A 24032-nucleotide genomic window follows, 5' to 3' on the forward strand; every position below is an offset into this window, starting at 1 on the left:
ACGGTTCGCGAACTACCGCAAGCGGAGCGTTATTTGCGGGCGGGAAAATGGGGAGCCAAGGGGTCTTACCCGCTCACTCCAGCATCCCTACAAACCCGCACGCTTGGCATTTATGGTCTGGGCCGCATCGGCATGGCAATCGCCAAGAGAGCGGAAGCTTTTGGCATGGCAATTGAATATCACAACCGTTCGAAAAAGAACGATGTTGATTATCCCTATCACGCGAGCCTTTTGAGCCTTGCCAAATCCGTCGACACGCTCATGGTCGTTGTACCAGGCGGTGCTGGCACGTTAAACGCAGTCAATGCTGAGGTGTTGGAAGCACTTGGCTCCGATGGTTTATTGATCAACATTGGACGTGGTTCCACCGTTGATGAAGAAGCGCTGGGTGAAGCGCTTGGCGACAATACAATCCTCGGCGCAGGTCTCGACGTGTTCGCCGATGAACCCTATGTGCCTGCAAACTTCATGAACCATCCGCGCGTGGTACTTTTACCGCATGTCGCGTCAGCGTCGAAACACACATGCGGCTTGATGGCGCAGGTGACAGTCGATAATGTAAAAGCATATACAACCAACGGCAGCTTCATCACACCAGTACCAGAAACACCAGTTTCTTAGAAACTCACACAATCACTATGGGACGTTACATGAAAACCATTTCAGGCTTTGATCGCATTGGCGAAGAGAATGCTTTCGCTGTATTGGCACGCGCAACAACGCTTGCAAGCGAAGGGATGGATGTCATCAATTTGGGCATTGGCCAACCTGACTTCCCAACCCCTGATCACATCGTGGAAGCCGCCGTTAAAGCGCTTAAAGATGGGCATCATGGTTACACACCTGCCAATGGCATTCTACCGCTACGCGAAGCGGTGGCCGCTGATTTGCAAGGGCGTTATGGCGCTGAGGTCAATCCAGATAACGTGATCATTTTACCAGGTGGCAAGGTCACCATGTATGCGGCAATTGTCATGTTTGGCGAACCGGGTGCGGAAATTCTTTATCCTGATCCAGGCTTCCCCATTTATCGCTCGATGATCGAGTTTACGGGCGCAACACCTGTTGCCATTCCGATCCGCGAGGAAAACCAATTTGCGTTTTCTGCCGAAGAAACATTGGCACTGATTACAGATAAAACTCGCTTAGTCATCATCAATTCACCCGCCAATCCTTGCGGTGGTGTGACGCCAAAAGCAGAGATTGATAAATTGGTGGCCGGTCTTGAGAAGTTTCCAAACGTCGCGATCATGTCGGACGAAATCTATGATCGCATGACCTATGACGGCGAGGAGCATGTTTCACTTCTCACCTACCCAGAAATCCGCGACCGTTTGATCCTACTCAACGGCTGGTCAAAGACATATGCCATGACAGGCTGGCGCATGGGTTATTCTGTTTGGCCTGATCAACTCTATGACAAAGTACGCAAGCTGGCGGTCAATTGCTGGTCCTGCGTCAACGCTCCTGCCCAACACGCAGGACTTGCCGCCCTCACTGGCCCACAAGACGAAGTAACCCGAATGATGGCCGCTTTTGATGAACGGCGCAAAGTGGTGACAGACGGTTTAAACGCCATAGAAAATGTCAGCTGCGTCACGCCAAAGGGGGCATTCTACGCTTTCCCCAACATCAAAGCGACAGGTTGGAAAGCCAAAGAGCTTGCCTCTGCCTTGCTGGAAGAAACAGGCACTGCTTTAATCGGCGGACCTGATTTCGGCATCCACGGCGAAGGTTATATTCGCGTGTCTTATGCAAACTCAACAGAGAATATCGAGCGAGCCTTGGTACGGATTTCTGAGTTCTTGAACAAGTAAATTGCACAGACGCACAGCAGTCGATCAAAATACAGAAACCTAGCGCGCGCCTTCGACAGCGACAGATTTGATCATCACGAAGACAGGCAAATCCACGCTAAGCGAAAGCTCATTGTGAGCTTTGTTTGTCACCCGTGCAATGATTGGCTGACCATCAATACTGAGGGTCACGTCAGAAAAAGCAGCGCTCATTTTTTCAATCGCCAAGACACGACCATGCAGCACATTCTGGAAGCTCGTCCCACGAGGTTCTTTCAACGCAATAGCAACATCACTTGCATCAATCCGCACACGATACGGTTCATCGCGTGGTTTCAGTTTTTCAGGTAAGGCAAAATTTTGCCGACCGATCTTTAACCACGTCATATCCCAAGTCGGATCAACTGTTTCAAACTGGGCATCAATCAATGCACTTGGCGCGTGTTTGCCTTGATCGAACTGACCGTGAACTTTCGGCAAAACATCGGCCAGAGCGCCATGATGTTTTACGCGACCTTCATCCATAAGCACCATGTGGTCAGCAAGCTGTACCACTTCATCAAGATCGTGGCTCACGTAAACAATCGGCACACCGCCTTCATTCGCGATCCGTTCAAAATAGGGCATGATTTCCATTTTGCGCCAATGATCCAAACCTGTCAGCGGCTCATCCATCAATAACAAACGCGGGTCAGAAAGAAGCGCGCGACCAATCGCCACCCGTTGACGCTCACCGCCTGAAAGGTTCACCGGCATTCGCTCTAGCAGATCGCCCAAGCCCAACATCTCGACAATATCATCAAAGCTTGCCGCCTTCTTGTTTCGCCACCCAGCCCAACGCGCATAGGTAAGGTTGCGTTTCACATTCATATGCGGGAACAAACGCGGGTCTTGGAAAATGTGACCAACACGGCGTTTTCGAACATTGATATTTTTACGATTGACCGTGTCAAAGAACACGCTCTCACCAACTGTTATGCGTCCGTTTTCGGGCTGCACATGACCTGATATGGCATCAATCAATGTCGATTTTCCAGCACCCGAAACGCCAAATAAAGCCGTTACATTGGCATCACTTTTAAAGGAAAGCGCATAATTAAAATCACCGCGTTGGCCTGCAATATCAACGTCAAGCATCGCTCTCTCCCGAAAGTCGTTTCAGGCGTTGCGCCATTACTTCAGACAAAACAACCGCACCAATCGCCAAGATGATGCTGAAAATGGTGAGCCGCCAAAGGCCCGCTTCATCACTGGGGGATTGCAACAGGGAATAAATGGCAAGCGGCAACGTTCGCGTTTCCTCGGGGATATTAGAGACAAAAGTAATCGTCGCCCCAAATTCTCCAAGCGCTTTTGCAAAACCCAATATCAATGCGCCTATTAGACCGGGAAGAGCGAGCGGAAAAATAATGGTAAAAAACACAGTCAACCTGCCAGCTCCCAAGGTGCGTGCCGTCACTTCCCAATCCCGATTCACCGCTTCAATAGCTTGCCGGATCGGGCGCACCATAAGAGGAAACGCCATAACACCAGCAGCCAGCGCAGCACCTGTCCATTGGAAGGCGAACGAAAAACCGAAGGTTTCAAACAAGAATTTGCCAATAAATCCTTGCCGTCCGAAAGCGACCAAAAGCATATAACCCGTCACAACGGGCGGCACCACCAAGGGCAATAATACCAAAACATTTAAAGCGGTATGCCCAGGAAATTTATAACGCGCGAGCAAAAACGCCACCAACAATGCCAAGGGCAAAGCAATAAGAACAGCAACGCCTGCCACTTTCAACGATAACAAAATCGCCGAAATTTCGACATCGGATAAGGCGAGATAGGAGAGGATGGCGTCCAAGACAGTCCCTTACTTCGGGACAAACAATCCCGCTTTTACAAAATGCATCTTTGCTGATGAACTTCCCAGATAATCTAGAAATGTGGCAGCATCACTGCGACCGTTTAGCAACTTTACCGCGGGGTATACAATATCTGGATGGCTGTTATTGGGAAAAAGGCCAACAAGCTTAATGTCAGGATCATTGACAGCTTCCGAGCGATAGACGATGCCAAGCGGCACTTCTGCACGCCCAACAAGCACTGAAGCAAGGCGAACATTGCCTGTGATTGCCATTCGTTTTTCAACCTCTTTATAAGGCCCAATTCCATTTTCAAGTTTCTTCAAAGCCGTTCTCGCATAACGACCCGCTGGAATATGATCAGGGTCAGCAACGGCAAGGCGGCTATCTTTTTCAGCCAGCCATGTTTTTAAAATCCCAACCACCTTTTGACCATCTTTAACAGGAGCATCTTTGGGAACAACCAGTGCCAATCGATTTCGAGCAACAATACGGCTGCTTTCTGCGTCGATTAGGTTTTGAGTTTTGAGCCACATTGTCCAATCAACATCTGCCGAAATAAACACATCAACAGGCGCCCCTGCCGCAATTTGGCGGGCGAGCGTTGAACTGCCAGCGGCTGAGAGCGTTACTTTGCGGCCAGTTTCTTTCTCATAGTCAGCAATAATTGGTTCCAAAGCTGCTTTCATGCTGATTGCAGCAAAGACAAGCAAGGGTTTCTCATCAGCGCGGGCAGGCAACCAAAAGCTTGCGACCAAGAACGCGGTCACAAATAAAGGTACCATTCTTGCAAGAAAATGAGCTTTCAAACCTATCTCAACCTATCCCTTTGAACGAATGTTACACAGGTTAACATCCCAAGGCAAAACCCTCAACCAAAGGGGAATTGTCACCGATTACTCGGTGACCCAAGGTGCTTTTGATTTGTTGAAGAAGGCCTGAATACCGTCCGCGCACTCTTCATTGGCCCAGCGCTCAGCAAGTCTGTCAGCGGTATATTTCATCGGGTCATCTGTGCTACGGGCCAAATGTTTGGCGAGGTCTTTGCTTGATGCCACAGCACCGGGCGCACAACTTAAAAACGCGTTCGCTTCCGACAAGGCCGCAGCATCCAGCACGTTGGCTTCCACCACATCGGAAATCAAGCCAAGTTTCTCGCCTGCCTCGCTACCTAATATCTTGGAATTCATAAAACAACGCCGCGCATTACCTTCACCCAAACGCTGCACAACATATGGTCCAATGGTTGCGGGGATAAGGCCAAGTCGGGTTTCCGTCAAACCCCATTTTATGTGATCTGCTGCAATCACAATGTCAGAAACACACATCATGCCGACACCGCCACCAAAAGCATTGCCTTGAACTTTGGCAATCAACGGCTTTGGCAAATCATCAAGCGCACGCAGCATGGTGGCAAGCTTCATGCCTTCTGTTACTTTTTCATCCGCTGGTTTTTCTGCCTGCTCGCGCATCCAATTCAGATCACCACCAGCACAGAAGCTTTTGCCCTCACCTGTCAAAATCACCGCGCGAATTGTTTCGCTTTCAGCAATCCCGTGAGCTGCTTGCGTCAGTTCCGCAATCATCTGTGCGTTCAGTGCATTATGTTTGTCAGGCCGCGCTAAGGTGAGTGTCGCAATGCCATTATCCGCTTCATCCAACCGGATCATTTCAAAATCAGTCATGGTTGAGCTTTCCCATAATATCGGTGAGCAACGCGCCCGCTTTAATCAATTGATCACGGTCAATCCCCGTTTCAAAACCAAGCTCTGTCAAACGATCAAAAACTTCAAGCGTTTCCACATTACCCTTCGCACCGGGCGCATAAGGACAACCGCCCAAACCACCAATGGCACTATCAAAAGTTCGAAGACCCTTTTCAAGGCTCACCTCTATATTGGCAAGCGCCCGATTGGCCGTATCGTGATAATGGCCTGCGAGTTTTTCTGTAGGTACAAATTCGCACACCGCATCAAGCATTGCGGCAATTTCGGATGGGTGCGCTTTACCAATCGTATCCCCGAGTGAAATCTCATAACACCCCATCTCAAACAGCGCCTTTGCCACATCAGCCACGGCCTCTGGTTTGGTCATGCCGTCATAAGGGCATTCCACAACACAAGAGACATAACCACGCACAGGCACACCGTCTTCCAGAGCTAATTCCATCAATGGTTTGAAACGTTCTAAGCTTTCAGCAATAGAGCAATTGATATTCTTCTGGCTAAAGCCCTCAGACGCCGAGCCAAAAATCGCCACTTCATCTGCCTTAGCAGCGCGAGCGTTTTCATACCCTTTTAAGTTTGGCGTCAACGCTGCATAAGTCACCGACGGCGACCGTTTGATGCCCGCCATCACGTCAGCACCATCGGCCATTTGCGGAACCCATTTAGGGGACACAAAACTTGCCACTTCAATCTTTTGAAATCCTGCCTCAGACAGACGGTCAACGAGCGCGACTTTGTCATGTGTCGAAACAAACGTCTTTTCATTTTGCAGGCCATCGCGTGGGCCGACTTCAAAGATAGAGACGAAATTCGTCATTCGCCCTCACTCAAAACGATCAAGATAGCACCTTTTTCAACCTGCTCGCCAATAGCAGCATCCGCACTTTCAACAACACCATCAATAGTTGCTTCAAGTGCGTGTTCCATTTTCATGGCTTCCATCACGAGCAGCGTGTCACCGCTTTTCACCGCATCACCAATCGACACATTGCACGCAGTGATAACACCGGGCATTGGAGCGACGATTTGGTTGGAGGCAAAAGCATTGTCATTGCCACCATCATAAGACGTCTCAAGGATGTAATCGACACTTTCGCCATCAATGACAATGCGTGCGCTTTGCTCATCAATGATGATGTCAGCTGCAAATTGTCGCCCATCGCTCATAAAGCGAAAGCGGCCATCCTCTGTGTCATCCATTCGTTCCATATCGACAACACGGTCATCAGATAAAATTTGAAAGCAATCTTCTTTAAGTTGACTGACACGCGCCGCGATTGTTTCGCCCATGCGGTTCACATCAACAAGCCGCGACGGCGCACCCCATAACTGCCAAGCGCCCAACCCGTTCTCACTTTCAAGCGCGCCAAAAACGCAAAGGCAGGCGATAGCATCATGCAGCACAGTTGGCGCGACTGCTTTGGTCAACGCCTCAAGATCACGGGCAATCAAACCCGTATCAACGTCACCACGAACGAAACCTTCGTGCGCTGCCAATTGCGCCAGAAAATCAACATTGGTGACACAGCCCATCACCTGCGTTTCTTGCAACGCGCTAAGAAGGTTTTTCAAAGCTTCATCGCGGGTTTCGCCATGCGTGATAATCTTTGCGATCATCGGGTCATAATGTGCTGTAATCGTATCACCTTCGCGCACACCTGTTTCAACACGTGCATTCTCAGGGAATTGAAGATGGGTGAGTGTTCCCGTTTCTGGCAAGAAGTCATTCGCCGGATCTTCAGCATAAAGCCGCGCTTCAAATGAATGGTCCATCAATGTGATGTGCTCTTGCTTCACAGGCAAAGGTTCACCAGATGCCACACGCAATTGCCATTCAACCAGATCGAAGCCTGTAACCTCTTCTGTCACAGGATGCTCCACTTGAAGGCGGGTGTTCATCTCCATGAACCAGAACCCATCCGCTGACATTTTTGCGCCATCAACGATAAACTCAATCGTGCCAGCACCCTCATAATCAATCGCCTTGGCAGCGGTTACAGCAGCCTCGGTCATGGCCGCACGCATCTCGTCTGTCATGCCAGGGGCTGGGGCTTCTTCAATTACTTTTTGATGGCGGCGCTGCAGCGAACAATCACGCTCATAAAGATGGACGACATCGCCGTGACTATCACCAAATACCTGCACCTCAATATGGCGCGGCGCGTTGATGTATTTTTCAACCAACACCATGCCATCGCCGAAACTTGCAAGGCCCTCCCGCGCGGCACTTTCTAAGGCTTCAGCAAAATCTTCAGCGCGCTCAACAAGCCGCATACCCTTACCACCACCGCCAGCACGAGCTTTGATGAGGACGGGATAGCCAATTTTTTCTGCTTCATTAGCGAGGAAGCCCACGTCTTGGTTATCGCCATGATAACCCGGCACAACGGGTACATTGGCCCCTTCCATCAAGACTTTCGCCGCATCCTTTAAGCCCATCGCACGAATGGATTGAGCCGACGGTCCAATGAAAGTGAGACCAGCCGCCTCAACCGCTTCAACAAAGTCAGGGTTTTCTGAGAGGAACCCAAAACCAGGGTGGATAGCCTCCGCGCCTGCCACCTTCGCCGCTTCAATAATACGGCTTGCAACAAGATAACTTTCAGCCACCGAAGAGGCACCAATATGCACCGCTTCATCAGCCATCGAAACATGGCGCGAGGCTCTATCTGCATCAGAGAAAACGGCGACCGTTTTAACGTTCAACTCGCGGCAGGTGTCGATGACACGACAAGCAATTTCACCACGGTTTGCAATGAGTATTTTATTGAACATGGGCTCTACATTCTAAACACGCCAAAGCGTGTCTCCCCGATTTCTTTATTCAGGCTTACCCGTAAACTCAGCGCTAAAACATCACGTGTTTTGCGTGGGTCGATGATGCCGTCATCCCAAAGGCGGGCGGAGGAATAGAGCGCTGCGGATTGTTCGTTGAACTGATCGATCATCGGTTGCTTGAATGCGCTCTCGTCTTCAACAGACCATTCACCGCCCTTACGCTCAATGCCTGCGCGGCGCACATCAGCCAGTACACCTGCAGCCTGTTCACCGCCCATGACGGAGATTTTTGAGTTTGGCCACATCCACAAGAAACGCGGATCATAAGCACGACCTGCCATGCCGTAATTGCCCGCGCCATACGAACCGCCGACAATCATCGTAATCTTCGGCACTTGCGCGTTAGAAACAGCTGTCACCATCTTCGCACCGTGACGGGCAATGCCGCCGCTTTCTGCTGCACGGCCGACCATGAAGCCTGTGATATTTTGCAAGAACACAAGCGGAATTTTGCGTTGACAACAAAGCTCAATGAAGTGCGCACCTTTAACGGCGCTCTCTGCAAACAACACGCCGTTATTGGCGAGAATACCAACGGGAATGCCGTCAATATGAGCAAAGCCTGTCACCAGCGTTTCACCAAACCGCGCTTTAAATTCATCAAAGCGCGAACCATCCACCACGCGGGCAATCACTTCTTTAATGTCGAAAGGCTTGCGGCTATCAACGGGGATGAGACCCAGCAATTCTTCTGGATCGAGTGCTGGTAATTCAGGGTCTATCAATTGAATTTTGTTCTCAGTCGACCAGTTCAAATTAGCAACGGCTTGACGAGCTAAATGGAGGGCATGAGCGTCATCTTCTGCCAAATGATCTGCAACACCAGAAAGGCGCGTATGCACATCACCGCCACCCAATTCTTCGGCAGAAATCACCTCACCTGTCGCGGCCTTGACCAAGGGCGGGCCTGCCAAAAAGATCGTGCCTTGCTCTTTAACAATAATCGCTTCATCAGACATTGCAGGCACATAAGCGCCACCCGCCGTACAAGAGCCCATCACCACCGCGATTTGCGGAATACCTTGGGCCGACATATTCGCTTGATTGAAAAAGATGCGGCCAAAATGATCGCGGTCTGGGAAGACTTCATCTTGATTTGGAAGGTTCGCCCCGCCGCTATCAACGAGATAGACGCAAGGCAGGTTATTGGCGCTGGCGATCTCTTGCGCACGAAGGTGCTTCTTTACCGTGAGGGGGAAATAAGTCCCACCCTTCACCGTCGCATCATTAGCAACGATCATGCAATCAACGCCGCAAACCTTGCCAACACCCGCAACCACACCAGCGGCAGGCACTTGGTCGTCATACATGCCGTTAGCCGCAAATTGGCCGACTTCTAAAAACGGCGTATTTGGATCGCAAAGTTGAGCCACACGATCACGGGGCAAGAGCTTGCCTCTCGACAAATGCCGTTCGCGCGATTTCTCGCCACCGCCTTCTTGAATGCGCTCGGACAAATCAGCACAGCCTTGGATAAGGCTTTCCATCTGCGCTTTATTGGTTTGAAAATCTTCTGAGCGCGGGTTGAGAGATGAGGTTAGTTTCACTTGGTTTCCTCAAACATTTCACGGCCAATCAACATGCGGCGAATTTCGCTTGTGCCTGCACCAATCTCATAAAGCTTCGCATCCCGAAGAAGGCGGCCCGTGGCGTAGTCATTGATGTAACCGTTGCCACCGAGAGCTTGTATCGATTCCAGCGCTACCTGCGTTGCTTTTTCAGCCGCATATAAAATACAGCCAGCGGAATCTTTGCGGGTCGTCTCGCCACGGTCACACGCTGCCGCCACTGCATAAACATAAGCACGGCACGCATTCATAGTGGTGTACATATCTGCAAGTTTGCCCTGCATTAGTTGGAAGGTGCCGATTGGACGGTCAAACTGCTTGCGCTCATGCACATAAGGCACAACAATATCCATCGCTGCTGCCATAATGCCAAGCGGACCAGCGGCCAAAACTACGCGCTCATAATCAAGACCGGACATTAAAATCTCAGCGCCCTGACCTTCTTGGCCCAAGACATTTTCATAAGGCACTTCGCAATTTTCAAACACTAGCTCACAAGTATTGGAACCGCGCATACCAAGCTTGTCGAGTTTTTGCGCGGTCGAGAAACCAGCCATATCTTTCTCAATCAAGAAGGCCGTGATGCCCTTTGATTTCGCATCCATATCTGTCTTGGCGTAGACGATGAGGGTTGAGGCATCAGGACCATTTGTGATCCACATTTTGTTGCCAGAAAGGACATATTTGTCGTTTCGCTTTTCAGCCTTCAAGCGCATCGAAACCACATCGGAACCTGCCCCTGGCTCAGACATGGCAAGTGAGCCAACATGCTCGCCCGAAATTAGCTTCGGCAAATATTTGGCCTTTTGTTCCGAAGTGCCCCAGCGGGTCAATTGGTTCACACAAAGGTTGGAATGGGCGCCATAAGAAAGACCAACGGAAGCAGATGCGCGGCTGATTTCTTCAATCGCCACTGCATGAGCAAGATACCCCATGCCCACACCGCCATCTTCTTCAGGCACCGTGATGCCGAGCAAACCAAGGGCGCCAAACTTCTCCCAAAGGTCGCTTGGAAATTCGTTGGTCTCGTCAATTTCTTGCGCGCGCGGTGCAATCTCATCTGCTGCAAATTTTTGCACCATATCGCGCAGCGCATCGATTTCTTCGCCAAGACCAAAATTCATACCAGCGTTAAACATCAGCTCGCCTTCTCAGTTAAAACAGGGGTTTCTTGCTCGCAGCAAATAGAGCGCATTGCTAAGGCGAGATAAATTTCTTCGATTTCATTTACATCCAAACGACCAGCCGGTTTATACCAAGCCGTCACACCCGTCAGCATAGCAATCAACGCCATCGCGCTTACATGTGGGTCAGTGATAAGGAAATCACCCTGATCCCGACCCTGCTTAAGAGTATCGCGGATATCATATTCATACCGCTTCCGTAGCGCTTCAACCTTATTGAAATTCTCCGGCTCAAGGCTTCTAAGTTCCATGAATGATGTGAAAACACCATTGTGCCGTGTCATATGATAACGAACGTGGAATCGGACAAAGGCCTCAATTTTCTCAATAGGCGAATTGACGCCCGCACAAGCATCATCCCATGCGGCCAGCAATTCTTGCATATGGTCCAGCATGATCCGCGCAAGCACCTCTTGCTTAGTTGCGAAGTGGTTGTAGAGAGCGCCCACTTGAATACCAACTTCTTGCGCAATCGAACGCATGGATACAGCCGCATAACCGCGCTCAGCAAAAAGCGCTAGCGCAGCCGTTGTGATTGCTTTGTTGGTTTTTTCACCGGATGAACCAGCAGTTCGTGCCATATTCTTGATACCAATTAAATGAACGTTTGTTCATTTAATATATCATCGATGTTGGGGTCAAGACTATTTTAGCAAATATCCGTTTTGCTAAAACTAGCTGACTTCACTGCTTTTATCGGTGATATCGCTACCGATCCCGACCATAATTCACAAGCCGTGCTTTGAGTTGCTCAGCTTGTGGCGCGCCCTGCTCCAGTGCGAAAACATAGGCATGGGTGAAATAGAAGCAGGCCCCCATTTCATCGCCTGTTTTCTCATGAGCAAATCCTGCTTGCTCATAAAGCGCAATCAATGCCTCTTTATCATCGCGGCTATGGGCGTCGATCAACGCACCATCAAGCCAGTTTTTGCCTGCTGCCTCACCCATCATTCTTGCTCAGCTTTTTGCGCGCGCAAATCATTGACGTGGCTTGCGATCCAATGGTGGAATATATGGGTTGGAGTATCCATCACTGGTGAAAATTTCCCACCATCAAACAATCCACCGCGCCGTCCTTTTTGCATACCCTCAACCACGAATACATCTTCGACAAAAACTTCTTTCCAAAAAGCTGCATTCTTTTCAAGCAAAGGCAAATAACTCTCATCCAGAGGTTGGCTGTAATAAAGCTCAATATGCTCCACGGTTTGATCAATCGCCTTTGGCTCAAGCACAATCGCATAAGCATGGTCGCGGTGAACGCCGAATAAAACGTTAGGGAAAAACGAAATATATTCGGCACTCGTATCCCATTTTTCTGAGAGATTTTCAAAATCTGGGAAGGTCTCAGAACCATCCAATTTAAGCTGCTGATAAACAAGCGTGCCCTGCCCTGAATACGCCCCCGGCTCCTCAATATTATAATGATCTTCCAAACGAGAATAAGAATTCAACCCTGGATGGATCCACGGCAGGTGATAACTCTCGCAGTAGTTTTCAACCGCGAGTTTCCAGTTGGTTTTAACATCCAGTTTAAAAGAACTCGACGCCCCGCCATGATAAATTGGTTGGTCGAACTCTTTCCAGCGCTGCATCACGTCACTGGCGTATTCTTCAAACTCTGGCGCATCGCCTGAGATATTCACAAAGACCACATCGCGCCAAATATAAGAGCGCACTTCCAAAAGGCCGAGATCATCGCGTCTAATTTCATCATGGGCATTATTGCCCGGTCCACCAACGTGAGGTGTGGCTTTTAACTCGCCAGCCAGCGAATAGCACCACGAGTGATAAGGGCAACGGATCGCTCCCGTGATGTTCTTAGCGTCTTCCACCAAAATCATCCCGCGATGACGGCAAACATTTTGAAAAACCCGCACGCTCCCGTCTTGGTCGCGGGCTAATAAAAGGGGCTGTCCAAGAAAGTCGATCGGTTTAACATCACCTGCATTGGGCACATCTTTGCCAAAGCCAATGCCAGACCAGTTGTTCAATAAAACGGCTTTGCTCTCTTCCGCGAAAACGGCGTCATCAATATAATGTTCATTCGGAAGCCCACGCGCGGTTTCAACAGGGCGCATAACGGCTTCAAGGGATGGTGATGGTGTTGTCGGCTTTGAATGGATCGTCATCAGGCAAGCTCCCACTACAAACATTTGAGTAAGCATGCCGCGCTTTAACTGCTAACGGTCGATTGTTTGCGACATGGTTGCGAGCTGGAGCGTCAGATTTTAGCCCTTGAAACCTAGCAAAACCATATCCAAACTAGGGGAATAATATTGAAAGAGGTTTCCATATGTTATTTTCAAACAAGCAAACACGTCGCATATTGACGACATTTACGCTGAGCGCTGCCACTTTATTCGCCGCATCAAACTTTGCTCAAGCAAACAAGCTTCTGCCGCTCGATACTTACAAGCAAATGCTCAATGCCAGCATCAACAATGGTTGGGTTGCGTTCAGAAATTATAACGGCAAACAGCATGTCTATTTAACCCAGCTTCAAACCTTGCGCTGCCACATTAAAGAAGTGCGCGTGTCTTTTAATTCCACAGCGCTTGACAATCGCTTGGCACTGCTGCCTTGCAATCCAGATAATCCGTTCGCCATTCCGTCAACGCCGGATGCTAATAAATTTCTTTATGTGACCTTCGCGCCTGGCACCGTTGCAACAACGGCTGTTCAAGTAACGTGGGGGGATGACACCAAAAGCGAAATCGTTCAATTCCGCCCTTGCAATGATGTCGGCGAGCAAACCTGCGCGGTTAAGTTGGATTAGCGCCAATTCAGCACGACTTTTCCTGATTGGCCAGATTTCATGGCGGCAAAACCTTGCTCAAAGTCATCAACACTAAAGCGGTGAGTGATGACTTTGGACACGTCTAATCCGTTTTGAAGCATGGCAATCATTTTGTACCAAGTTTCAAAAATTTCGCGGCCATAAATGCCTTTTAGCGTAATCGCCTTAAACACAATCCGGCTCCAATCGACGGGGCTTTTTCCCGGTGGAATACCGAGCATTGCAATGCGTCCGCCCATCACCATCGATTCAACCATTTGATCAAGGGCTACCTGATTGCCTGACATCTCAAGCCCAACATCAAAGCCTTGCATAATGTTCAATTGCGCTTGGATGTCGTTAAGGTCGTCTTTTTTCACATTACAAGGCGTCACATCAGCAACCTTTGTTGCAAGGTCGAGACGGTCTTGATTGAGATCAGTGATCACCACGTTGCGCGCACCTGCATGTCTCGCGACTGCTGCCGCCATAATGCCGATGGGTCCAGCACCTGTAATCAACACATCCTCACCCACCAGATCAAACGATAGGGCTGTATGAACAGCATTGCCCAAGGGATCGAGAATGGCACCGATGTCGTCGCTAATTTCATCAGGCAAAGGCACCACGTTAAAAGCGGGCAGGCATAGATATTCTGCAAAAGCACCTTGTTCATTCACACCAATACCGCGCGTTTCGGGATCAAGGTGGAATTTACCGGCGCGGCTTTGGCGGGATTGCGTGCCGATCAGATGACCTTCACCACTGCACCGTTGCCCAAGTACCAAGCCTTCAACATTGCGCCCAAGCTCGACAATTTCACCCGCAAATTCATGACCTGTAATCAGCGGCACGGGTACAGTTTTTTGCGCCCAATCATCCCAGTTCCAGATATGAATATCGGTGCCACAAATGCCTGTCTTGTTGATGCGGATCAGCACATCATCTGGCCCGATTTCAGGAACAGGCGCAGTTTGCATCCAAAGCCCTTCACGGGCGTGGAGTTTAGCAAGCGCTTTCATCTCATTGGTCATGCCAAAACTCCCACCGCTTTACCTGCGATTTCAAAAGCGGATAACGCACGATCCAAATCATCTTTAGTAAGGGCTGCATTCATCTGAGTTCGGATGCGGGCTTGTCCGCGTGGGACGACAGGGAAAAAGAAACCACTGACATAAACGCCTTCGTCAAAAAGTCGAGCTGCCATATCTTGCGCCAAATGAGCTTCACCGAGCATGACGGGGATGATGGGATGTTCGCCCGCTAAAAGCTCAAAACCTAAACCCTCAAGACCCGCTCGCCAGTAAGCGGCATTATCAAAAAGCTGAGCACGCAACGCATCACCCTCCTCAACCAAGCGGATGGCTTCAATACCAGCCGCAACGATGGCGGGCGGTAGTGAATTTGAAAACAGATAAGGCCGTGCTCGCTGTCTTAGAAGATCAATGACAGATTGCGGGCCAGCAATATACCCACCGATTGAACCGCCGAGCGCCTTGCCAAGTGTTCCCGTCAAAATATCAACATCGACACCAAAGTGCTGAGGCGTACCCTGCCCCTTTGGCCCCATGAACCCTGTCGCATGACAATCATCAACCATAACGAGGGCATCATATTTTTCAGCGAGTTTTGTGATTTCAGGCAGGTTCGCAAGATAGCCATCCATGCTGAAAACGCCATCGGTTGCGATCATAATGAAACGCGCACCATCGGCTTTTGCAGTCTTCAATTTTTCTTCTAAATCCGACATATCGGAATTGGCATAGCGATAGCGTTTCGCCTTACAAAGACGGATACCATCAATAATGGAGGCGTGATTTAAGGCATCCGAAATTATCGCATCTTCAGGCCCAAGCAGCGGTTCAAACAAACCACCATTTGCATCAAAGCAGGCGGCGAATAAGATTGAATCGTCTTTTCCCAAAAACTGAGCAAGTCGCTTTTCAAGATCGCGGTGCAAATCTTGCGTGCCACAAATAAACCGCACAGACGCCATGCCAAACCCATTGCTATCCATCGCGGTTTTGGCAGCCGTTATAAGGTCTGGATGATTGGCTAGCCCAAGATAATTATTCGCACATAAATTGATGACGGGCTTACCGTTCGCCGTAATTTTGCCGCCTTGTGGCGACGTAATGAGGCGCTCGCGCTTTGTTAGCTGCTCTGCTTCAATTTGAGCGAGCGTATCATCCATGTGGGATAAGAATGCATGGGTCATGGCAATCTCCTTTTCAAAGAAGATTGCATAACGGATAAAAATCCGCAATAGTAGAATTATATAAAAACAGAAAAATATCCACTATAATGGATATTAGTTATTTTCCACTCACCACTAAAAATGCACGGGCTGGTCCATTTGCGCTAATTTTATGAGGGACATCGGCTGGATAACGGGCTGTATCACCCTCTAACAAATGATCAACCACGTCACCACTCATCACCGTCAAATTCCCTTCAACCACGGTTAAATGCTCCCGTGTGCCCTGAGCATGAGGTTGGCTATCAAGTAGACCGTTTTGGGTGAAGCGAAGATCGTAAACCTCGTGCTGACCGGCCTCTTCAGGAGGTGACAGAATACGAATTGTGCACCCCGCCCCATGGTTTTCTATGGTCGGCACCGCGCCATTACGCAAAACTTCAATACTGTTTGCAAGGTCACCTTCTAAGAGGCCCGAAAAATCAACCTGAAGAGCCTTGGTCAAATTCCACAAAGTAGAAATGGTGGGCGACGATTCCCCGCGCTCAATCTGGCTGACCATGCTGCGCGATACACCAGACAATTTAGCCACCGCATCAAGGGACAACCCTTTGGCACGTCTAGCCTCTTTCAAACGAGCAGGCAGTAAGGACAAGATTGCGTCGGTATTTTCCATAATAACGGATACTTACAAAATTCAGCCCAACACGGTCAAGCAGGATTTAAGCGCGCACGACGTAATTGTGTGGAAGACAATGGCGAGCGTGGTGCGTGGATGAATGTCCATGCCGGTGCCCTAAAGTTTTTCAAAAGCGCCGCATCTTGCTCATCCAATCGCGTCTGTGCGAATTTACGCGCAACCATTGACGCGCGGGATGCAAGCGTGTCACCTGGGCGATCAATCACCGCAATTGGCACGTTATCAACAATCTCTTCCCAGCGCTCCCAGTGATGAAAGTTGGTGAGGTTGTCTGCCCCCATCAACCAGACAAATCGAACGGTCGGAAAGCGGCTCACCAACTCGCGGACAAGATCGGCTGAATAGGTGACCGAGAGGCTCACTTCCAAACCAGAGACTTCAACGCGCGGATGATTGATCAAAGAACGCGAAGCTTCAATGCGTTCTGGCAACGATGGAAGGTCATCATTATCTTTAAGCGGATTACCGGGTGAAACCATCCACCAAACACGGTCAAGCTGCAAACGCTTCATGGCCGTCTCAACAACATGCACATGACCTTCGTGCGGCGGGTTGAACGATCCGCCAAACAGACCCACCGACATGCCATTTTCTACATGCGGAATTTTCAAATCATCTGGGTGAAAAGGGCGAACCATATTATACCGCGCAAGCCTACGTGCGCGTTTGTCCTTTGCCGCGCACGCGATAATTGAAGCTGGTCAATTGCTCAACACCAACGGGACCACGCGCATGCATTTTACCTGTCGCAATACCAATCTCAGCACCCATACCAAACTCGCCACCATCAGCAAATTGGGTTGAGGCATTGTGGAGCAAAATTGCTGAATCAACTTCATTGAAAAAGCGCTCAGCAACGTCTGCATCTTCACAAATCACAGCTTCGGTATGGCTCGATGAATAGTCGGAAATATGATCAAGCGCGGCATCAAGCCCATCCACGATACGAACAGATAAAATGGCATCCAAATATTCTGTGCGCCAATCTTCCTCTGTCGCTGGGATCATCCCTTCAATCAAAGCACGGGCCGCTTCATCACCGCGCAATTCGCATCCGCGTTCGCGAAGGCTCGCTGCAATCGATGGAAGATGAGTATCAGCAACAGCGCGATCGACAAGAAGCGTTTCAACAGAACCACAAATACCCGTGCGTCGCATTTTAGCGTTGGCAACAATCTCAACGCTCATATCCAAGGCAGCACTTTGATCAACATAGATATGACAAAGCCCTTCGAGGTGGGCAAAAACCGGCACGCGCGCTTCGCTTTGAACACGCCCTACCAAGCTCTTGCCACCGCGCGGCACAATCACATCAACACAGCCGTCCAGTCCAGTTAACATTGCGCCAACGGCAGCGCGGTCTGTGGTGGGAATATTCTGGATCGCATGCTCTGGAAGCTCGGCAGCCTTCAAGCCTTCCACCAAACAAGCATGAATAGCGCGGGCAGAATGATAGCTATCTGAGCCACCGCGCAAGATCACCGCATTGCCCGCCTTCAAACACAAAGCACCTGCATCTGCCGTTACATTAGGGCGGCTTTCAAAGATAACGCCAATCACACCAAGCGGCGTTCTAACACGGCTAATTTCCAAACCGTTCGGACGGTCCCATTCTGAAATCGCTTCGCCCACAGGGTCGTTCAGGCCGCGAATATCATCTAAGCCTTTAGCAATGGCAGCAATACGATCAGGCGTGAGTTTTAAGCGGTCAAGCATAGCAGCGCTAAGACCCTTCGCCTCACCCGCCTGCATATCAAGTGCGTTGGCCGCCAAGATATCATCGGTTGCCTTTAAAAGTTCGCGACTGGCCACTTCCAACGCTTTGTCTTTTTGCGCGCTCGGAGCCTTCGCAACGATACGGGCAGACGCTTTCGCCTGCTTGCCAATAGCAGCCATCAATGTGGCGACATCAGTGTCATCGTTGGAGGCCATTTCCAAAGCGTGGCTGGTCATTTTCTTCGTTCCTAAAAAAGCTGTTGAGGCTTAAATAAAGGAACACTCCCTGCTTGTCACGCCAACGCCGATTAAAAACCAACGATGTTTAGCCGCCAAGAAGTGAGCGCACCATGTGCAAATATATCGCCGTTGCATCTTGCATCTCGTCAATCGACACATACTCATTCAGCGAATGACACTGCGCCAAAGAACCCGCCCCGCAAATCACGGTTGGGCATTTAAAATTTGGCCCATCAGTCGACCCTGAAAACGAACGAATTTCGGCGGGCTTGCCAAGCACTGCTTGATAAGCTTTTTCAGCGGCAATCATAACAGGCGAGGACATCTCGGTTCCAAGCGGCCCAACATCTAATGACGGTTCCAAAAACTCATACTTAAAATTGGGAATGGTTTTCGCAACACCTTCCACAACGGCCACAAGTTCTTTCATCACCTCATCGTGGGTTTCACCGGGGATAGTGCGTCGATCAATTTCGATCTCGCACCAGTTCGGCACAGAACTCACCATCTCACCGCCACTGATCACGCCAACGCTCAATGTTGGCGTTCCGCACAAGGGGTGAGCCTCCCGCGTCAAAAGTTCAGCCGCATATTCTTGAAGGGCGACTAACACTGACGTCATATGGAAAATCGCGTTAACGCCCTTTTCTGGCACGCTTGAATGAACGGAGACGCCATAGGTTCGAAGGAACGTGCAAATTTGACCTTTGTGAACAGGGCACAGCGCCAAATTGCTTGGCTCGCCAACAATGGCATAATCGACCTTCGGCCCATGCTCCCCAAAATGGCGCGAGCCTGTCATGCCGTATTCTTCATCAACCACGCCTGCAATAATCAGATCGCCTGATAGGGTTTCACCGCTTGCTTGAATATGGCGCAGCACCTCAAAATAAGTCGCAAAGCTTGCCTTCATATCGCAAGCGCCACGGCCATAAATCAAACCATCTTCGACCTTCGGTTCAAACGGTGCGTCATAACCATCAACGCCCACCGTATCGAGATGACCAGCCAGCATGACGGCTGGACCAGATCCGCTCCCTTTAAGCGTACCCCAAACATTGCGCCTACCGTTGCTCACCAATTGGGTTTCGACCTCAAGCCCAAGCTTAGCAAGCTCAGCTTCAAGGTGAACCGCCATCGCTTCTTCAGCGGGCTTGGTACTGTCTATTTCTGCGAACCCATTGACGCTTGGAATACGAACCATCGCGGCAAGGTCTTTAACCAGTGCTTCTTGGTCTATTTCTCTGGCCATCAAATTAGCCTTCCAACAAAATCACGAGGCAGGAAAAAGGTGCAAGGCTATTATCAACCTCAAAAATCGCTGGTAATGCCGTTCTTTTCCCAGTCACCAAAACGAGTAGCTTCAGGCCCATCGCGGCCATTAATCTCTTTCGGGCGGGCAGCCTCTTCTTCTTTTGCTCGCATCACGCGGCGCTCTTCAGCCTCAGCCAAAGCACGCTTTGCAGGCTCGCTTAGCTCTTTGTCAGGCTTATTTTCTGATTTATTGTCATCATTCATCGTGTCAGTTTCCATTGCAGGAAATACAATTTGAACCCATATATAAGCTAAGCCGACCCTATAGGAAATAACAAGGACCAATTAACGTGAATTATTTCAAGACAACTATTCTGCTTGCCGCCATGACAGGACTGTTTGTTGGCATAGGCTTCATGCTGGGTGGAACTGGCGGCATGGTTATTGCCTTTGTGATTGCTATTGGCATGAATGTGTTCAGCTATTGGAACTCAGATAAAATGCTCTTGAAAATGCACAACGCGGAAGAAGTGCATGAAGAAAACGCCCCAGAATTCTTTAACCTAGTGGCTGACCTCGCAGAAGCTGCCGATATGCCAATTCCTGCGGTTTATATCATCCACGAAGCACAGCCCAACGCTTTTGCCACAGGCCGCAACCCAGAAAATGCAGCCGTTGCTGCAACCACGGGTCTGCTTGAAATGCTCGACACCGATGAAGTGGCAGGTGTCATGGCGCACGAGCTTGCGCACATTCAAAACCGCGACACGTTGATTATGACTGTGACGGCGACAATTGCTGGCGCCATTTCGATGCTGGCGAATTTCGCCATGTTCTTTGGCAACAACCGCAACAATCCGCTGGGCATTGTCGGCGTTTTGCTCACTATGTTCTTGGCGCCAGTGGCCGCTGCCCTTGTGCAAATGGCCATCAGCCGTACCCGTGAATATGCAGCCGACAAACGCGGCGCTGAAATTTGCGCCAACCCACGCGGCCTTGCATCAGCTTTGGTCAAAATCTCAAATGGTGCTGCACAAATCCCCAATGAACGCGCTGAGGCAAACCCCGCCACAGCCCATATGTTCATCATCAACCCGCTCTCAGGCCGCAACATGGACGGCCTCTTCTCCACCCACCCCGACACACAAAACCGGATTGACGCTCTCATGAAATTTGATGCGGAATTTGATAGCGACGAAGAGGGTTATGTGGATGATTATGATAGCAAACCACACTCAGCCCGCCGCAGCAGTGTTCCAAACACTGGTAAAAACAAGGGCCCTTGGGGATAATGCGTAATTTTGACGAAGTGTTTCAAATCGCAGCAGAACGAAAAGGTGGTACATCCGCGCTTGAAGAATTGCTCGACCCTCCTCTTTCACTGGAACAACTGAAAAAGATTCCTGATGATCGCTGGCTCGCCATGATGACAAAATGCGTCTTTCAAGCAGGCTTTACCTGGAAAGTGATTGAAGCAAAATGGGATGGCTTTGAAAAAGCTTTTGAAGGTTTCGATATTGGCCGCTGCTTGTTCTTAAACGATGAAGACATGGAGCAACTGCTCTCCAACAAAGACATTGTTCGAAACGGCATGAAGATAAAGACCGTGCAACAAAACGCCGCCTTTATCAGCGATCTGGCAAAGGAACACGGCAGCGCTGCCAACTTCTTCGCCCAGTGGCCAAGTGATGATTATATCGGCCTGTTAGAAACACTGAAAAAACGTGGCTCACGCCTCGGTGGTTCAACATCGCAATATTTCTTGCGCTTCATTGGTGTTGATAGCTTCGTGCTAAGCCGCGATGTGGTAGCGCGATTAATTGCGGAAGGCGTGGTGGATAAAAACCCAACCAGCAAATCGGCAATGAAAGCCGTTCAAGCAGCTTTCAACACATGGTCAGACCAGTCAGGCAGATCACTAAAAGAAATCAGCCGCGTGCTCGCCATGAGTGTCGACTAAGTACAAAGTGGCCGCGTCACTCCGCCTTAAGTTCTAACGCAAGCGCATGAACAGGGTGCTTTAGTTCTTCAACTAAGACCTCATTGACCAAGCGGTGTTGAGCAACGCGCATTTTTCCAACAAAGTGACCACTGGTCATTTTTACCCTAAAATGCGTTTCACCATCCCCGCCCGGATTGCCTGAATGTCCAGCATGAAGATGGCTTTCATCCACTACTTCAAGCACTGATGGGGCAAACGCATTAGCTAGTTTTTGTTCAATTGTGTCACGCACAGACATAAATTAAGACCCTATTCGCATTGATTCCATTTCTAGGGGTGATATATCACCTTTTATTCCGCTATAGTTATGCCCCATCCGGCTTTTGGGCAAGCATGTCTTTAGCCGTGAATACAATTTCAACGCCTCCTCCCGGCGACATTAGGTTCAATCAATGCCAGAAAAATCGTCCATATTCGATTCCATCCGCGTCAAACCAAGCAAAACAGAAGAAGCTGCGAAAGCAGACGAACAGATTTGCCAATGGGAAGGATGTGAGAACAAGGGCATTCATAAAGCTCCCCGTGGTCGCGACCGTGAAGGGGAATATGTTTTTTATTGCGCCACCCATGTTCGTGAATACAACAAGAACTACAATTATTTCTCAGGCATGGATGATGATACGATTGCGACCTATCAAAAAGCATCGTCCACAGGTCATCGCCCAACATGGGAAGTAAGTTCAAATTCATGGGGCAGCCGTCAACGCACTGCAAGCGGCGGCATTCCCGGCAGCAAACCTTGGCTGCACCGTGGCGAACCGCAAAAAGCAGGGGCGCCAGCTCCCGAAGTGCGCCGTCAACGCAAGCTCAAGCGTCTTGAAAAACAAAGTCTTGAAAAGCTCGCTTTGCCAGATAACGCGACGGGCAAAGAGATCAAGGCTAAATATAAGCAGCTCGTCAAAACTCACCACCCAGATGCTAACGGCGGTGATCGCTCATCAGAAGATCGTTTGCGCGAGATTATTCAGGCTTATAATTTCCTTAAATCGGCTGGCTTTACGGATTAATCAGCGCTAGTAAGAATGGCATGCTTTAGGGCCAATCAAAATTAGTTGGTAATCCAAGGCTGGCATTTAGAATTGTTTGCGTTATTTTCTAGCAAAACAACCGAACCATTCCCATTTTGAGACGGTAAGATCTACAATCAGTTCCAGATGAAATTCCCATCGCGGAACGGAGGCATTATGAACGATATGACAACTACACAAACTGGCCTGCCAGACACCGAAGTTTCAGTACGCGATCTTTTCAACATTGATAGCGATTTGAAAGTACCTGATTTTAGCGAAGCAACTTCTCATGTTCCAGAATTGGACCCAGATTACCTTTTTGATCGCCAAACAACATTGGCCATCTTAGCTGGTTTTGCCTTTAACCGTCGTGTGATGGTTTCAGGTTACCACGGTACGGGTAAATCGACCCACATCGAACAAGTCGCCGCCCGCCTTAACTGGCCGCTGGTCCGCGTCAATCTTGATAGCCATATCAGCCGGATCGACCTTATCGGTAAAGATGCCATCGTCTTAAAAGACGGCAAACAGGTTACAGAATTCCGTGATGGCATTTTGCCTTGGGCGCTACAAAACAACGTTGCAATCGTCTTTGATGAATATGACGCTGGCCGCCCTGATGTGATGTTCGTCATCCAGCGTGTGCTTGAAAAAGCGGGTAAACTTACCTTGCTCGACCAAAGCCGCGTGATTGAACCGCACCCATCATTCCGCATTTTCGCAACAGCCAACACAATCGGCCTTGGCGATACATCCGGCCTTTATCACGGCACACAACAATTGAACCAAGGCCAGATGGACCGTTGGTCTGTTGTGACCACACTCAATTATCTGCCGCATGACAATGAAGTTGATATCGTTCAGGCGAAATCTACGAAGTATGGCACAGCTGAAGAGCGCTCTACCGTTTCCAAAATGGTGCGCGTTGCAGAACTTTGCCGTAACGCCTTCATGAATGGTGACATTTCAACCGTGATGAGCCCGCGAACTGTTTTGACATGGGCTGAGAACGCCGAAATCTTTGATGATATTGGCTTTGCTTTCCGCGTCACTTTCCTCAACAAATGTGATGATTTAGAGCGCCCGCAAATTGCGGAATTCTATCAACGCGCCTTTGGTGAAGAACTTCCTGAATCAGTTGCAAATCTGGTCATGAGCTAAACGGTCCCGT

General features: G+C 49.6%; 26 protein-coding genes. 7 read left to right on the plus strand and 19 right to left on the minus strand.

Translation table 11 applies throughout. The features are described 5' to 3' along the window. Positions 1–621, plus strand: a 621-nt coding sequence (locus ABJO30_13415; GenBank protein MEP3233818.1) for an NAD(P)-dependent oxidoreductase, incomplete at its 5' end; no start/stop codon positions are given. Between the two features lie 29 nt (positions 622–650). Then, positions 651–1817 carry a pyridoxal phosphate-dependent aminotransferase gene (locus tag ABJO30_13420; GenBank protein ID MEP3233819.1) on the plus strand — a complete coding sequence of 389 codons (1167 nt, stop codon included), beginning with the start codon at positions 651–653 and terminating at the stop codon, positions 1815–1817. A gap of 39 nt (positions 1818–1856) precedes the next feature. Here ABJO30_13420 and modC read toward each other — a convergent pair whose 3' ends face one another. The 11 genes from modC to ABJO30_13475 all read right to left on the minus strand — a co-directional run bounded on the left by modC (position 1857) and on the right by ABJO30_13475 (position 13095). After that, positions 1857–2933, minus strand: a complete 1077-nt coding sequence (gene modC, locus ABJO30_13425) for a molybdenum ABC transporter ATP-binding protein (GenBank protein MEP3233820.1) — start codon at positions 2931–2933, stop codon at positions 1857–1859. Continuing rightward, entirely contained in the window at positions 2926–3636 is a 711-nt protein-coding gene (modB, locus tag ABJO30_13430) for a molybdate ABC transporter permease subunit (protein ID MEP3233821.1), read from the minus strand. Before modB ends, modC begins: the two co-directional genes overlap by 8 nt. Positions 3637–3654: 18 nt before the next feature. After that, positions 3655–4455 (minus strand): molybdate ABC transporter substrate-binding protein, encoded by an 801-nt coding sequence (modA, locus tag ABJO30_13435; GenBank protein ID MEP3233822.1) that lies wholly within the window; start codon positions 4453–4455, stop codon positions 3655–3657. Between the two features lie 87 nt (positions 4456–4542). Then, positions 4543–5331 (minus strand): crotonase/enoyl-CoA hydratase family protein, encoded by a 789-nt coding sequence (locus tag ABJO30_13440; protein MEP3233823.1) that lies wholly within the window; start codon positions 5329–5331, stop codon positions 4543–4545. Continuing rightward, positions 5324–6190, minus strand: coding sequence for a hydroxymethylglutaryl-CoA lyase (locus ABJO30_13445; protein MEP3233824.1), 867 nt, complete (start codon positions 6188–6190; stop codon positions 5324–5326). The genes ABJO30_13440 and ABJO30_13445 overlap by 8 nt, the downstream gene beginning before the upstream one ends. After that, positions 6187–8148 (minus strand): acetyl/propionyl/methylcrotonyl-CoA carboxylase subunit alpha, encoded by a 1962-nt coding sequence (locus tag ABJO30_13450; GenBank protein ID MEP3233825.1) that lies wholly within the window; start codon positions 8146–8148, stop codon positions 6187–6189. Before ABJO30_13450 ends, ABJO30_13445 begins: the two co-directional genes overlap by 4 nt. A 5-nt stretch (positions 8149–8153) precedes the next feature. Then, positions 8154–9698 carry a carboxyl transferase domain-containing protein gene (locus ABJO30_13455; protein MEP3233826.1) on the minus strand — a complete coding sequence of 515 codons (1545 nt, stop codon included), beginning with the start codon at positions 9696–9698 and terminating at the stop codon, positions 8154–8156. A 56-nt stretch (positions 9699–9754) separates the two neighbouring features. Further along, positions 9755–10903, minus strand: coding sequence for an isovaleryl-CoA dehydrogenase (locus ABJO30_13460; GenBank protein ID MEP3233827.1), 1149 nt, complete (start codon positions 10901–10903; stop codon positions 9755–9757). A gap of 14 nt (positions 10904–10917) precedes the next feature. Continuing rightward, a complete protein-coding gene (locus tag ABJO30_13465) occupies positions 10918–11544 on the minus strand; it encodes a TetR/AcrR family transcriptional regulator (GenBank protein ID MEP3233828.1) in 627 nt (208 codons plus the stop codon). A gap of 127 nt (positions 11545–11671) precedes the next feature. Then, positions 11672–11914: a hypothetical protein gene (locus ABJO30_13470; protein ID MEP3233829.1), complete on the minus strand. Its 243-nt coding sequence runs from the start codon at positions 11912–11914 to the stop codon at positions 11672–11674. Next, positions 11911–13095, minus strand: a complete 1185-nt coding sequence (locus tag ABJO30_13475) for an aromatic ring-hydroxylating dioxygenase subunit alpha (protein MEP3233830.1) — start codon at positions 13093–13095, stop codon at positions 11911–11913. Before ABJO30_13475 ends, ABJO30_13470 begins: the two co-directional genes overlap by 4 nt. A 164-nt stretch (positions 13096–13259) precedes the next feature. Between ABJO30_13475 and ABJO30_13480 the strand changes: the two genes are divergently transcribed. Then, on the plus strand, positions 13260–13742 hold the full coding sequence (locus ABJO30_13480) for a hypothetical protein (protein ID MEP3233831.1): 483 nt from the start codon (positions 13260–13262) through the stop codon (positions 13740–13742). Here the strand turns inward: ABJO30_13480 and tdh are convergent. The 7 genes from tdh to ABJO30_13515 form a co-directional block, all read right to left on the minus strand. Then, the gene (gene tdh, locus ABJO30_13485) at positions 13739–14764 is read right to left on the minus strand and encodes an L-threonine 3-dehydrogenase (GenBank protein MEP3233832.1); all 1026 of its coding nucleotides are present in this window, start codon (positions 14762–14764) and stop codon (positions 13739–13741) included. The two genes, ABJO30_13480 and tdh, sit on opposite strands and share 4 nt — an antisense overlap. A gap of 8 nt (positions 14765–14772) precedes the next feature. Beyond that, positions 14773–15960 carry a glycine C-acetyltransferase gene (locus ABJO30_13490; GenBank protein ID MEP3233833.1) on the minus strand — a complete coding sequence of 396 codons (1188 nt, stop codon included), beginning with the start codon at positions 15958–15960 and terminating at the stop codon, positions 14773–14775. Between the two features lie 97 nt (positions 15961–16057). Then, the gene (locus tag ABJO30_13495) at positions 16058–16615 is read right to left on the minus strand and encodes an XRE family transcriptional regulator (GenBank protein MEP3233834.1); all 558 of its coding nucleotides are present in this window, start codon (positions 16613–16615) and stop codon (positions 16058–16060) included. A gap of 35 nt (positions 16616–16650) precedes the next feature. After that, complete coding sequence (locus ABJO30_13500; GenBank protein ID MEP3233835.1) at positions 16651–17277, minus strand: nicotinate-nucleotide adenylyltransferase; 627 nt, start codon at positions 17275–17277, stop codon at positions 16651–16653. A 16-nt stretch (positions 17278–17293) separates the two neighbouring features. Then, positions 17294–18571, minus strand: coding sequence for a glutamate-5-semialdehyde dehydrogenase (locus ABJO30_13505; protein ID MEP3233836.1), 1278 nt, complete (start codon positions 18569–18571; stop codon positions 17294–17296). A gap of 109 nt (positions 18572–18680) precedes the next feature. Beyond that, complete coding sequence (locus tag ABJO30_13510) at positions 18681–19847, minus strand: M20 family metallopeptidase (GenBank protein ID MEP3233837.1); 1167 nt, start codon at positions 19845–19847, stop codon at positions 18681–18683. Positions 19848–19906: 59 nt separating this feature from the next. Continuing rightward, on the minus strand, positions 19907–20113 hold the full coding sequence (locus ABJO30_13515) for a DUF1674 domain-containing protein (GenBank protein ID MEP3233838.1): 207 nt from the start codon (positions 20111–20113) through the stop codon (positions 19907–19909). A gap of 86 nt (positions 20114–20199) precedes the next feature. Here ABJO30_13515 and htpX point away from each other — a divergent pair, with 86 nt between their 5' ends. Together htpX and ABJO30_13525 are read left to right on the plus strand one after the other, a co-directional pair. Further along, positions 20200–21141, plus strand: coding sequence for a zinc metalloprotease HtpX (gene htpX / locus ABJO30_13520; GenBank protein MEP3233839.1), 942 nt, complete (start codon positions 20200–20202; stop codon positions 21139–21141). Then, complete coding sequence (locus ABJO30_13525; GenBank protein ID MEP3233840.1) at positions 21141–21809, plus strand: DNA-3-methyladenine glycosylase I; 669 nt, start codon at positions 21141–21143, stop codon at positions 21807–21809. Before htpX ends, ABJO30_13525 begins: the two co-directional genes overlap by 1 nt. Before the next feature lie 16 nt (positions 21810–21825). Here the strand turns inward: ABJO30_13525 and ABJO30_13530 are convergent, their stop codons facing one another. After that, positions 21826–22089 (minus strand): BolA family protein, encoded by a 264-nt coding sequence (locus ABJO30_13530; GenBank protein ID MEP3233841.1) that lies wholly within the window; start codon positions 22087–22089, stop codon positions 21826–21828. Between the two features lie 154 nt (positions 22090–22243). Between ABJO30_13530 and ABJO30_13535 the strand changes: the two genes are divergently transcribed. Together ABJO30_13535 and cobS are read left to right on the plus strand one after the other, a co-directional pair. Further along, positions 22244–22858 (plus strand): DnaJ domain-containing protein, encoded by a 615-nt coding sequence (locus ABJO30_13535; protein MEP3233842.1) that lies wholly within the window; start codon positions 22244–22246, stop codon positions 22856–22858. Between the two features lie 177 nt (positions 22859–23035). Continuing rightward, positions 23036–24022 carry a cobaltochelatase subunit CobS gene (gene cobS, locus ABJO30_13540; GenBank protein ID MEP3233843.1) on the plus strand — a complete coding sequence of 329 codons (987 nt, stop codon included), beginning with the start codon at positions 23036–23038 and terminating at the stop codon, positions 24020–24022. Positions 24023–24032: the final 10 nt, after the last annotated feature.

Source organism: Hyphomicrobiales bacterium, assembly GCA_039973685.1.
In the GTDB taxonomy this organism is placed as follows: domain Bacteria; phylum Pseudomonadota; class Alphaproteobacteria; order Rhizobiales; family JACESI01; genus JACESI01.